This is a genomic window from Winogradskyella pulchriflava (genome assembly GCF_042434315.1).
Lineage (GTDB): Bacteria > Bacteroidota > Bacteroidia > Flavobacteriales > Flavobacteriaceae > Winogradskyella > Winogradskyella pulchriflava.
Window position 1 is genome coordinate 400,771 of the sequence record NZ_JBHLTQ010000001.1, and the last position, 12,235, is coordinate 413,005.

Below are 12,235 nucleotides of genomic sequence, written 5' to 3' on the forward strand. Positions count from 1 at the left end.
TTATCTAACTATAAGAACCTTAAGAACTTTGGTTTCAAAGGAATCTAAATCTGAAATCATCACCAAGTACACACCTGTTCTTACAACGGAGTTGGCGAGGTTTTTACCATTCCAAACGGCCGTACCACCATCTATAGCGAAATTATAATTGGCATTAGAGGTTCTTAAGTTAACGTTAGACTGTGCCTCAGCCACCAAATTACCTTCGATGTCTGTAATCTTGATATTCACACTATCAGTAAGTCCACTAATTTTAACGCCTTTATTAACATCATTAAGGTCATTAAAACCAAGCAAATTATATTCTGGACGTACTGGGTTTGGATAAACAAAAGCATTCTCAAGTGTATCCTCTGGTTTAGAGCCACCAGCCCTAAACGAAAGCAGTCCTTTTGTTGTGGCGATATAGACTATACCATTATTTGGATCTATGGAAATATCATTTATTCGGTTTGATGGTAATGGCGAATTATCACTTGTAAAATGATAAATGGTATTTTGCCCATCTGGTGAAAAGTAAAACACTCCAGAATCAACTGTACCAACCCATTTATTATTTGAGCCATCTGCTTCAATATCAGTGATGGATTGTCCTTCTAGCAATTCTTTTGGAATGCCATCTTCTAAGATTATTATTGAGCTAAGTGTTGGGTTAGGGTCATCATAAAAACCAGATGTATTAAACAATACTCTTAACCCTGAGAATGTACCAATCCAAAGCTGATTTCTATTATCAACCTCTAAGGAAGTCACTCTAGGAAAAGGTAAGTTTTGTTCTTCTGACCTTATGTTTCTCAATGGGTTTGATGCAATATTTTCATTGTAAGCATACAACCCATTAGAATAACCACCAATCCACTTGGTTCCATTATTGTCTATAGCCACATCAAAAAAACCAAATTCATCAGACAACGGATCTTCTATAAAGGCAGAAAAATCGTGTCCTACCCAACTACCAGAGTTTGGGTCATAAGACTTTAACGGGTTTGGCGCCCGAGAAGTTAATGACCATAGTACACCATTTCTATCAAAAGTTGAAGCAGAAACTCTTATGCTTACAAAATTTGGTGCGCCAGGAACAACTAAAGACTCTAGTCCACTATTATTTTGGTTATACAAAATTGTTGGCTCGAAATCGTTTATCTCCAAAATACCGTCTTGAAAAGAGCTTATAAAAACCTGATTAGGATTAAATGGATTAATCGAAATTTCAGAGAGATTACGAGCACCTAGAACACTGTCATAAGGAATACTTTCCCATAAATCATCTATAAGATAGCTTATGCCTCTACTTCTAAAAGGTGCAGGATTTAAAGATTCTGAGTAGTCTCCAAAACTTGCCCAAACCACTTCTGTTTCTGCATTTAGCCTGAATGTTTCATTAAACAATGGGCCGTTTGGCTTAATCTCTACAAAGCTTGAATTATCATTAATTGAGCTCCTTAGGATACCAAAATCATTGGTGCCTATGTAAATAAAATCGTTCACTTGCGTAGCAGAAGTAAAACTAGTATCAAATTCTTCATTAGGCTGAAAAGTGTTGACCAATTGAATATTTGTATTATATACATATACGATGTCGATTGTAGAAACTATTAGATTAGTTTCTGCAACTTCAGTATCTGTAGGAAGTATAGGAAAAGTGAGTAATGTACTAGTTGAAGCTCCATCTATTTCGTAAAGAACTCTATTAGATCTAACCGAATAGATTTTATTATTTAATGTATTAATAGTGTGGTAATCGCCAGCAATAACGGTTTGCCATTGTGAAAAATCTATTAAATTAGGATTGTTTAAGTTAGCCTTTTTTATACCATTGCTATTTAAGCATGCTGCAAAAATTTCATCATTTAAAATCGAAACTTGACTTACCGTGATTTGAGATCCACCATTCCCTAAAAAATAGGTGTCGCCAAATTCTAATCGGTCTAAGTCATATACCGAAATACCGTAATCTGTTGATATATATATTAAGCCTTCGTGTTCGTAAAAGTGATTAATTCTTTTATTTACAGGTGTGATATTTTCTTTTTCGATAATATCTACTACCGATAGTAAGGAGTTGTCTGTTTCAGAATAAACCTCTATCAACCCTGTTTCATACCCAATAAGTAAGTATTGGTAGATTTCGCTATAAGCTATAGTAGTAATCTGTTCTCCAGATAGCCCTTCGACTGTTGTGATGGTCTTTAATTCTTCGGTTAATACATCATACTCAAAAACCGCATTTTGTGCAGCTGCATAAATTTTATCACCACCACTTACAACATCTACGATATCATTGTAAGAATAATGCCCTTGCCATAGCGTTGAAAAATCTTGGCAATGACTTTTAGTAGACAAACAAACTACTAAGAGAAAGATTTTTAAAACCGTTTTATGCATTATAAATTAATTTGTCCAAATATATTTAATAGTAACGATAATATAGTGTTTATCATATATTATGTCATAAAAAAGCTTCCGTGATTACACGGAAGCTTATCTATATTGTAGTTATTATTAAACTTAAACTACTCCTTGGGCTAACATAGCATCAGCAACTTTAACGAAGCCTGCAATGTTTGCACCTCTTATGTAATCTATAGACCCATCATCATTTTTCCCGTATTTAACACAAGAATCATGGATGTCTTCCATAATATCCTTAAGTTTTTCATCAACTTCTTTTCTTGTCCAGCTTAAACGAAGTGAGTTCTGACTCATTTCTAAACCAGAAGTAGCAACACCACCAGCATTAGATGCTTTACCAGGCGCAAATAATATTTTTGCCTTTTGAAACTCGTGTACGGCTTCTGGAGTTGATGGCATATTAGCTCCTTCAGAAACACACATACAACCATTTTTAATTAATTGTTTTGCTTCCTCACCATTAAGCTCGTTTTGAGTTGCACAAGGCAATGCTATATCGCATACCACTGACCAAGGTCTTTCACCAGCAACATATTTAGCATTAGGATATTTATCTACATATTCGCTTATGCGACCTCTCTTAATATTTTTAAGATCCATTACAAATTTTAGCTTTTCGGTATCTATTCCATCCTCATCTAAAATATAGCCACCAGAATCTGATAAGGTTAATACAGTTGCACCTAATTCTATTGCTTTTTCTGCAGCATATTGAGCTACATTACCAGAACCAGAAATAACAACTCTTTTACCTTTAAAAGAATCATTCTTAGTTTTTAACATGTTTTCGGCAAAGTACACGTTACCGTATCCTGTAGCTTCAGGTCTAATTAAAGATCCTCCCCAAGATTGCCCTTTTCCTGTTAAAACACCCGTAAATGTATTGTTTAACTTCTTATACATCCCAAACATAAATCCTATTTCTCTTGCTCCCACACCAATATCACCAGCAGGTACATCTGTATTATGCCCAATATGTCTGTATAATTCTGTCATAAAAGCATGGCAAAAGCGCATAATTTCATTATCAGATTTACCTTTTGGATCAAAATCAGATCCGCCTTTACCTCCACCCATAGGAAGTGTAGTTAGACTGTTCTTAAACACTTGTTCAAAAGCTAAAAATTTAAGAATACTTGCGTTTACTGTAGGATGAAAACGTATACCTCCTTTGTATGGGCCAATGGCAGAATTCATTTGTATTCTGTACCCTCTGTTAACCTGTATTTCTCCAGAATCATCTACCCAGCATACTCTAAAAGAGATTAATCTTTCTGGTTCAACCATTCTTAAGAGTAAGTTCTTTCCATGATAAATATCATGCTCAACGATATAAGGAATTACGGTTTCAGCAACTTCACGAACTGCTTGTAAAAATTCTGGCTCGTGTCCATTACGCTTTTCTACAAGTTCCAAAAAAGCTTCAATTTTATCTTTCATATAAAAAATTGTTAAGAAATTGTGATTTAATAGGCGCAAAGATACGGTATCTTTAAAAATAACACCTTATTTTTTTTATATTCTCAATTATTTTTTCAATCTTTAAGAATTGTAATCAATTTCTTCTCCCTAATAAGATTTATGCATTTTATCCGTTTTATTTGGTAGTTTATCGAGTTTTTATATATTTGCTTGATAACTATAACAATACCATGAAAGTTATATGGCAATACACATGAAAAAACTGTTCCTTTTGCTTGTATTTATACTTACAATGCAAACATCGCAAGCTCAATTGGGCTTCTCTCATGAAATTGGCGCTTTTGTTGGTGCTGTTGCTTTTCAATCCGATTTTGGTGTAAGAAGAGATTTTGAAACAAATGCTGGGAATACAGGTGTTGCACTAGGCATTGTTCATTATATAAATTTTGCATATCGTGCAGATTGTAACTGTTATACAACAGATACTTATTTTAATGACCATTTTAAAATACGATCTGAAATAGCATGGAATAAAACAAAACTAGAACATTTTGGTAAATGGGTAGATGATTCTAGAACCAGTAATAATGCAGATCGTCTAAGAGCACACACAGGTGAAGCTCAAAATTGGGATATTGGTATGCAATTAGAGTATTTCCCTAAAAGTATTAGAGCTTTTTCTGCTGGTGCGTACTCATTTGCGCCATTTGCTGCCCTTGGAGCACATTATGTTTCCTATAACCCTTCAGTTGCCACTTCTTATGGAAATGGTAATATCTTAGATAATGATAATTTTTATAGTTTTTGGGATGCTGCCTCTGAGGGAGACCCTTTTGTAAGTGATGAATCTGGCTCTACTTGGTCTGTTGTGGCAAGTATAGGTACGCGTTATAAATTAACCATACTTTCTGACCTGTTTGTAGAATTAAGATGGCAATATTATTTTGATGATTTTGTTGATGGACTAAACCACAAACTACCTTCCAATAAAAATAATGATTGGAATCTATGGCTCAACTTTGGCTACATTTATTATTTAGATTAAAATAACTAATACATACAAAAAAGACCAAATCACGTGATTTGGTCTTTTTTGTTTTAATTAACCTATAGCTTGCTTTAAATCTGCAATTAAATCCTCCTCATCTTCAATACCTACGCTAAGCCTTATTAAGGAGTCTACAACACCTGTTTTTTCACGTTCTTCTTTTGGAATACTTGCATGCGTCATACTTGCTGGATGTCCTGCTAGCGACTCTACACCTCCAAGAGATTCGGCTAGTGTAAAAACCTTTAAATTTTCTACAATCCTTATCGCTTCTTGGTAATTATTTCCTTTTGTAGTAAAAGACACCATACCTCCAAAATCGTGCATTTGAGATTTTGCTATTTCATGGTTAGGATGACTTTTAAAACCAGGCCAATAAACATTTTCAATTTTAGTATGAGTATTTAGATACTCTGCAACAGCTCTACCATTTTCGCAATGGCGCTGCATACGTATATGCAAAGTTTTGATACCTCTTAACACTAAAAATGAATCTTGTGGACCACAAACGGCACCACTAGCATTTTGAATAAAATAAAGTTTTTCTGCTAATTTTTCATCTTTAACCGCAAGTGCTCCCATAACCACATCACTATGGCCGCCAAGGTATTTTGTAGCTGAATGCATTACAATATCTGCACCCAAATCTAATGGTCTTTGTAAATAAGGGGTGGCAAAAGTATTATCGACCGCCAATAGAACATCGTTCTTTTTAGCAATCTTTGAAACCGCAACTATATCTATAATATTCATCATTGGGTTTGTTGGAGTTTCTACCCAAATCAATTTTGTGTCTGGCGTTATATATTCTTCAATATTTTTAGCATTTCCCATGCCAATAAAATGAAATTTAATACCAAAATTTTCGTAAATCTTTGTAAACAAGCGGTAAGAGCCACCATATAAATCGTTGGTTGACACCACTTCGTCACCAGGTTGCAGTAATTTTAAAACCGCATCTATAGCCGCCAAACCAGAACCAAATGCCAAACCGTAAGTGCCATTTTCTATACTTGCAAAAGCGTTCTCTAAGGCATGGCGTGTTGGATTATGTGTTCTAGAATATTCATAGCCTTTATGACCTCCCGGTGTGGATTGCGCATAAGTTGATGTTTGGTAAATTGGTGGCATTACAGAGCCATAAGCAGGATCATGCTTTTGGCCTCCATGTATTGTTTTTGTATTAAATTTCATCTATTTAATTTTTTGCAACAATCTGTTAGTTAGTAATTTAATTATTTTGGTGGTATTGGCCATGGCCTGCCAAATGCCCATTTTGGACTTTCATACTTTAATTTTACTAAACTGCCTTTAATGAAATGTGCATTTTAATTTAACGCAAATAGGCTATTTAAGTACAACAAATTTAATTTATAATTCGTTCTATTCAAATCTATGCAATACCTTTATATTATGTTTAACTAAAACCCCTTAACCCTTGAAGCAGTCACTTATCTTTTTCGTTTTTTTATGCTTATTGAATTCTTGTAATTCAGAATTTAAGCCTGCTAGCTTTAAAACTACTTCTGTAGATACTGCATATGAAGCTGAAATTTCTGCTACTTATGACAATGCTGTTGGCAATGACGAATTGAGCGAAACGATTAACTTTAATATTGAAAAAGGCATAATTACAACACTTAGTGATGCGGCAAAAAAAACAAATCTAGATTCTGTTTTAAGTGATTTTAATTCGGAATATGTGAAATTTAAAAGTGAATTTCCTGATGAAGCTGATTCGGTTTGGGAACTTCATATTGAAACCGAAAAAATTTATCAATCTGAAGCTATTATCACCATAGCCATAAACACATATGAGTTTAAAGGTGGTGCACATGGCAATGATAAAATTAAATTCTTAAACTTAGATGCAAAAACCGGAAACGTCTTGGGAAGAAGTGATATAATTAAAAACATTGATGCTTTTAAAAAACTAGCAAAATCCCATTTCTTAAAGTCATTAAACAATAAAGATGATGCTTTAAATACTGAAGCACTTTTCTTTGGAAAACCGTTTCAGTTACCTGAAAATATCGGTTTTAGTGATGATGGCTTAGTATTGCTTTACAATGTTTACGAAATCGCTTCTTATGACCAAGGTTATACAGAATTTGTGATTCCGTTTAGCGAAGCCGAATCTCATCTTTTAGTACACTAATCTATTTTTCTGGTTAACCTTTTAATTATAGGTTCTACGGTTAAGCCTTGCCCTACAATAGATACCACAACGACAATGTAGGTTATGACTAAAAACAATTCTCTATGCATATCTTTTGTTAGACTTAGAGCCAATGCAATTGAAATACCTCCTCGCAAACCTCCCCAAGTCATTATAAGGTTTGTTTTTGGAACAAAATCCAGTCGTTTTGCAAAGAACTTTATAGGTATCCAAAGAGAAATGTAGCGACACATTAAAATTATTGGAATTGCCAAAAGACCTGCATAAATATACTTTCCTTCTAAAGTTAAGACCAACATTTCCATACCAATCATTACAAACAAAATAGTGTTTAACAGTACATCTATAAGTTCCCAAAACTTATCTACGTAAGTTTCTGTAGTTTCAGACATAGCTGTGTTTCTTACGGTATCGTTACCAACTATTAGTCCGGCTGTAACCATAGCCAGTGGTGCAGACAAATGAAATTCGTGTGCTAGCATGGTACCACCCATAACGGTTGCTAATGTTAATATCACTTCTACTTCATAGTTGTCTATAGATTTCATGAGCTTATAGGTAATCCAACCTAGCAATAAACCTAAAACAATACCTCCTATAACTTCTTGCCCAAAGAGCGTTGCTATATCTGAAAACTCAACAGCTACTCCTGGTTTGGCTGCAATAGCAAATATGGTTAAGAACACGACTACTCCTACTCCATCATTGAATAGGGATTCGCCAACAATTTTTGTCTCCAATTTTTTTGGAGCACCAGCCTTTTTCAAAATACCAAGTACCGCAATTGGGTCTGTTGGTGAGATTAAAGCACCAAACAATAAACAGTAGATAAATTCTACATTTAAATCCATCAACTGTAACAAATAGAACATAATGCCTCCTACTAAAAAGGTTGAAACCAATACACCAAATGTGGCAAATGCCAATATTGGCCAACGTTGCACTTTTAGCTGGTTGAAATTAGTATGAAGCGCACCTGCAAACAGCAAAAAACTTAGCATGATATCCAGAAGAACTGTTTTAAAATCGATACTTGTAATAAATGCTTTTTCTTTTAACAATAATGTATCATCAAACTGCCCAATACCTACCAAAACTACCGTAAACACAATTGTAATTACCATTAAACCTATGGTTATTGGTAGTTTTAAAAATTTCACGTTTATATAGCCAAAGGCTGCAGATAAAACAATTAGGATTGTTGCAATTGAGTAATATTCCATAGTAAGGCGTTTCTGTGCTGCAAAAATATAATAATGCGATTATTTATTAAATGTAATTCTTTTTAAAACGAAATAGGTTTCTTTGTACTTTGAAAACTTATAATATGAAAAAAATATACTATTTAAGTACTTGTGATACTTGCAAACGTATTATTAACGACCTTAATTTACCTGATGATTTTAAACTTCAAGATATAAGAACTGAGCCAATTACAGAACAACAAATTGAAACTATGAGAGCGCTCTCGGAGAGTTACGAGAGCTTATTTAGTAAACGTGCTAGATTGTATAAAGAATTAAATTTAAAAGATAAATCACTTTCTGATAATGATTATAAAAATTACATTTTAGAACATTACACTTTTTTAAAGCGTCCGGTAATACTATTTAATAATCAAATCTTTATAGGTAATTCTAAAAAAACTGTAGAAGCCGTAAAACAAGCCATACATGAACAGTAGAAGCTTTGCCATTTTTGCACTTTTTATGGTGCAACTTTTATACGGACTTAACTATACCATTGCCAAAGCCGTAATGAACGAAAATTACATTAAACCCTTTGGCTTTGTATTGCTACGTGTTGCTGGAGCTACATTATTATTTTGGATAATGAGTCTCTTTTTACCTAAACAAAAAATAGACAAAAAAGACTTTATTAAATTTTTTGTGGCCGCCATATTTGGTGTGACTATAAATATGCTTTTCTTCTTTAAAGGTTTAGAATATACCTCACCAATCCATGCATCCTCTATAATGATAATTGTTCCCATAATTATCTTAATATTATCATCTCTAATTTTAAAAGAAAAAGTAACATCTCTTAAAATTGTCGGTGTTGTTTTAGGGCTAATTGGGGCTTTAATATTAACTATTTACGGTAAATCTGCTAGGGCAGGAGATAATGTGCCTTTAGGAAATTTGCTCATTTTTTTAAATGCAATTTCCTATAGTATTTATGTTATCCTAATTAAAAAATTAACAGCTAAGTACCATCCCTTTACTTTTATAAAATGGTTGTTTTTATTTGGCTTGCTAATGTTAATTCCTTTTGGGTATGAAGAATTGAAAGCTGTAGAATGGAACACCTTTACGCCATACACAACATTTTCAGTTTTGTTTGTTGTAATTGGCGCAACATTTGGCACTTATTTATTTAATCCCCTGGCATTAAACAGGCTCAAAGCGTCCACTGTTGGTATATTTATTTATCTTCAACCTGTTATAGCCGGACTTTTTGCACTTGCTATGGGAGTAGATTTTATAGATGCCATAAAAATAACAGCTATGCTTATTATATTTTTAGGTGTTTACCTAGTTTCTAAAAAACATAAAAAAGCAACCTGATTTGCAATTAACCTCTAAAATATTCAAAACTGTAAACACTATTCCTAAAAACTATTGGGATAATGTGGGTTGCTGTACCAATATTTACTATTCTCCTGAATTTTTAGAAGCTTTTGAACTAGCCAATAAAGACATCGTATTTCGCTATATTTTTATTCTTAAAAATGATAAAGCGGTAGCCTTTGCCTATACTCAAATTGTAACCATTGGAGTAAAAACAATTACCAAGAATATTAAAATGTCGTCCAAAATTAAACATGTGGTTAACAATATGTTTTGTAACAACCATATTAAAGTTTTGTTTTGTGGCAATGTGTTTTTAAGTGGTGAATACGGTACTTTTTTAAAAGATGGAGAGGATAAAGTTGAAACCTTTAGAGCTATTGCAACCGCAGTAAAACAACTCTATAAATCTACAAAGTTACACGCCATATTTGTTAAGGATTTTGAAGATGAATCCCTTTACATTACTGATCATTTAAAATCATTTGATTATGCATCTATGCATGTGGAGCCAAATATGATAATTTACTTGAAACCACAATGGCAATCTTTTGATGATTACATTAACTCCTTAAAATCTAAATATAGAGTAAAGGCCAATAGAGCAGATGCCAAAAGTGAAGCTTTAGAAGCAAAATTCTTTACCGAGGACGCGATTAAAGTCTATAAAAATGAACTTCAAGAGCTGTATCAAAACACCATTGATAATGCGGATTTTAATGCGCAAATCTTAAATCTAGAAACTTACGTTCATCTTAAAAAAACATATCAAGATAAGTTTATCGTAAAAGGATATTTTCTTAATGATAAACTTGTTGGTTTCCTTTCTGCCATGCAAAACGGAACACATTTAGACGCACATTTTATAGGTATCGATTATTCTAATAATAAGGAATATGCTATTTATCCCAGAATTCTGAATGATTACGTAAGGCTTGGCATTGCAAACCAATCTGAACAAATTAATCTAGGTAGAACAGCTTCTGAAATTAAAAGTACTCTTGGTGCTGAACCAAAAACTTTAACCTGCTACTGTAAGCACAAACGGAATTTGCCTAATCAGGTTTTAAAACCATTTATAAAGAATGTGCAGATAAAATCTTTTAAACAACATCAGCCATTTAAGTAGTACTACATTTCTAATGCCTTTGGTCGTACTCCATGTTTTCTCGTATCTTCTTTAGTCAATACTTTAAAACTTTCAGACTTTGGAAACTTGTTAGCAAGAGTCAATAAAGATGCTGGTAAGCCTGATAACTTTCTAGTTCTTAAATCAATCCAAGCACCTTGCATTTCGCAATAGGCTAAATTTTCGCCTTTATGATTATAGAAATTGTGTTCAAACATAAAAAACATACCATCTTCACTAAGTCCAGAAATCTCAACAGTTACTGTAATTGGAGTACCTATAAAAGATTCTTTAAAATAATACATATGCTCGTAAAATACCACAGGACCAACATTATGCTTTTTAATTTCAGGCATAGAAAATCCATATTCAGCAAAAAAGGCCATACGTGTGTGGCTCATAAAATTAGTATAGGCAGAATTAGCTAAATGACCATTAGCATCCACATCGCTCCAGCGGATTTCAAATTGTTTTTTGTACATATATTTTATCTAAAATAAGAGGTGCAAAGTTATAAAAGTATCATATCCAAGTTCAACACTTTTCAAATTATTTAAATGGAGCGTTAAACATTCATTTTTGTACCTTTGCGCAACTTTAATCGCATCAAATTAATGATACAATCTATGACGGGTTATGGGAAATCTGTATTACAGCTCCCAACCAAAAAAATTTCCATCGAATTAAAATCCCTCAATAGCAAGAGTTTAGACCTCAATGCTCGCATGCCATCCATGTATCGTGCAAAAGAATTAGAAATTAGAAAGCTCATTGCAAAACATCTTGGAAGAGGAAAAGTAGATTTTTCTTTATATGTAGAAATTACTGGAGAAGATACCAGTTCTAAAATTAATAAAACTGTAGTTAAGGAATATATAAAACAACTGAAAGATGTTGTAGATGGTGATACTACAGAGTTATTAAAAATGGCCATCCGTTTACCTGATGCCGTTACTACAGAACGTGATGACATCGATGAAGAAGAATGGAGTCTTATAGCCGCTGAAATTAATGAAGCCATTTCTAAAATTGTTGCTTACAGACAAGATGAAGGAGCTATACTAAAGCAAGATTTTTCAGACAGAATTACAACCCTAAGAAGGTTGTTGAATGAGGTCATTACTATGGATCCTGATCGTATTGATGGTGTAAGAGCTCGATTGGAAAAAGGCATTGCCGATATTAAAGAAAAAGTAGATGAAAACCGATTTGAACAAGAGTTGGTCTATTATATTGAAAAGTTTGATATAACTGAAGAAAAGGTAAGACTAGACAATCACTTAGATTATTTCATAAAAGCTTTAAATTCTGATGATTCCAACGGTAAAAAGTTAGGCTTTATTTCTCAAGAAATTGGTAGAGAGATAAATACTATTGGTTCAAAATCCAATTATGCTCCTATGCAAAAATTGGTGGTACAGATGAAAGATGAACTCGAAAAAATTAAGGAACAGTTATTGAATGTGCTTTAATTA

Annotated in this window: 11 protein-coding genes; 6 read left to right on the plus strand and 5 right to left on the minus strand. The window is 33.3% G+C overall.

Features of this window, described 5'->3' with window-relative positions:
• Positions 1-2,385 (minus strand): type IX secretion system anionic LPS delivery protein PorZ, encoded by a 2,385-nt coding sequence (gene porZ / locus ACFFGA_RS01725; RefSeq protein WP_446697943.1) that lies wholly within the window; start codon positions 2,383-2,385, stop codon positions 1-3.
• Positions 2,386-2,508: 123 nt separating this feature from the next.
• Positions 2,509-3,852 (minus strand): NADP-specific glutamate dehydrogenase, encoded by a 1,344-nt coding sequence (gene gdhA, locus ACFFGA_RS01730; RefSeq protein WP_386058764.1) that lies wholly within the window; start codon positions 3,850-3,852, stop codon positions 2,509-2,511.
• Positions 3,853-4,087: 235 nt separating this feature from the next.
• Between gdhA and ACFFGA_RS01735 the strand changes: the two genes are divergently transcribed.
• Positions 4,088-4,879 carry a THC0290_0291 family protein gene (locus ACFFGA_RS01735; RefSeq protein WP_386058767.1) on the plus strand — a complete coding sequence of 264 codons (792 nt, stop codon included), beginning with the start codon at positions 4,088-4,090 and terminating at the stop codon, positions 4,877-4,879.
• Between the two features lie 57 nt (positions 4,880-4,936).
• On the opposite strand, the gene ACFFGA_RS01740 is transcribed toward ACFFGA_RS01735, so the two are convergent.
• Entirely contained in the window at positions 4,937-6,076 is a 1,140-nt protein-coding gene (locus ACFFGA_RS01740) for a cystathionine gamma-synthase (protein WP_386058769.1), read from the minus strand.
• A 244-nt stretch (positions 6,077-6,320) separates the two neighbouring features.
• Between ACFFGA_RS01740 and ACFFGA_RS01745 the strand changes: the two genes are divergently transcribed.
• Positions 6,321-7,040, plus strand: coding sequence for a PdaC/RsiV family protein (locus ACFFGA_RS01745; RefSeq protein ID WP_386058773.1), 720 nt, complete (start codon positions 6,321-6,323; stop codon positions 7,038-7,040).
• On the opposite strand, the gene ACFFGA_RS01750 is transcribed toward ACFFGA_RS01745, so the two are convergent.
• Complete coding sequence (locus ACFFGA_RS01750; protein ID WP_386058776.1) at positions 7,037-8,284, minus strand: cation:proton antiporter; 1,248 nt, start codon at positions 8,282-8,284, stop codon at positions 7,037-7,039. The genes ACFFGA_RS01745 and ACFFGA_RS01750 overlap by 4 nt on opposite strands.
• Before the next feature lie 104 nt (positions 8,285-8,388).
• Here ACFFGA_RS01750 and ACFFGA_RS01755 point away from each other — a divergent pair, with 104 nt between their 5' ends.
• Genes ACFFGA_RS01755 through ACFFGA_RS01765 form a run of 3 tightly spaced genes read left to right on the plus strand, consistent with a single transcriptional unit; the run spans position 8,389 to position 10,760 of the window.
• Complete coding sequence (locus ACFFGA_RS01755) at positions 8,389-8,745, plus strand: arsenate reductase family protein (RefSeq protein WP_386058779.1); 357 nt, start codon at positions 8,389-8,391, stop codon at positions 8,743-8,745.
• The gene (locus ACFFGA_RS01760) at positions 8,735-9,628 is read left to right on the plus strand and encodes a DMT family transporter (RefSeq protein ID WP_386058782.1); all 894 of its coding nucleotides are present in this window, start codon (positions 8,735-8,737) and stop codon (positions 9,626-9,628) included. The genes ACFFGA_RS01755 and ACFFGA_RS01760 overlap by 11 nt, the downstream gene beginning before the upstream one ends.
• A 1-nt stretch (position 9,629) precedes the next feature.
• Positions 9,630-10,760 (plus strand): hypothetical protein, encoded by a 1,131-nt coding sequence (locus ACFFGA_RS01765; protein ID WP_386058784.1) that lies wholly within the window; start codon positions 9,630-9,632, stop codon positions 10,758-10,760.
• Positions 10,761-10,762: 2 nt separating this feature from the next.
• Here the strand turns inward: ACFFGA_RS01765 and ACFFGA_RS01770 are convergent, their stop codons facing one another.
• Positions 10,763-11,242 (minus strand): acyl-CoA thioesterase, encoded by a 480-nt coding sequence (locus ACFFGA_RS01770; RefSeq protein WP_386058787.1) that lies wholly within the window; start codon positions 11,240-11,242, stop codon positions 10,763-10,765.
• 132 nt (positions 11,243-11,374) lie between these two features.
• On the opposite strand from ACFFGA_RS01770, the gene ACFFGA_RS01775 reads away from it, so the two are divergent.
• Positions 11,375-12,232 carry a YicC/YloC family endoribonuclease gene (locus ACFFGA_RS01775; protein WP_386058790.1) on the plus strand — a complete coding sequence of 286 codons (858 nt, stop codon included), beginning with the start codon at positions 11,375-11,377 and terminating at the stop codon, positions 12,230-12,232.
• Positions 12,233-12,235 lie beyond the last annotated feature (3 nt).

Bases quoted from the DNA above. Each gene is read 5' to 3' on its own strand.
- porZ (WP_446697943.1), bottom strand. From the start codon at position 2,385: ATGCATAAAACGGTTTTAAAAATCTTTCTCTTAGTAGTTTGTTTGTCT.
- gdhA (WP_386058764.1), bottom strand. From the start codon at position 3,852: ATGAAAGATAAAATTGAAGCTTTTTTGGAACTTGTAGAAAAGCGTAAT.
- ACFFGA_RS01735 (WP_386058767.1), top strand. From the start codon at position 4,088: ATGAAAAAACTGTTCCTTTTGCTTGTATTTATACTTACAATGCAAACA.
- ACFFGA_RS01740 (WP_386058769.1), bottom strand. From the start codon at position 6,076: ATGAAATTTAATACAAAAACAATACATGGAGGCCAAAAGCATGATCCT.
- ACFFGA_RS01750 (WP_386058776.1), bottom strand. From the start codon at position 8,284: ATGGAATATTACTCAATTGCAACAATCCTAATTGTTTTATCTGCAGCC.
- ACFFGA_RS01755 (WP_386058779.1), top strand. From the start codon at position 8,389: ATGAAAAAAATATACTATTTAAGTACTTGTGATACTTGCAAACGTATT.
- ACFFGA_RS01760 (WP_386058782.1), top strand. From the start codon at position 8,735: ATGAACAGTAGAAGCTTTGCCATTTTTGCACTTTTTATGGTGCAACTT.
- ACFFGA_RS01770 (WP_386058787.1), bottom strand. From the start codon at position 11,242: ATGTACAAAAAACAATTTGAAATCCGCTGGAGCGATGTGGATGCTAAT.
- ACFFGA_RS01775 (WP_386058790.1), top strand. From the start codon at position 11,375: ATGATACAATCTATGACGGGTTATGGGAAATCTGTATTACAGCTCCCA.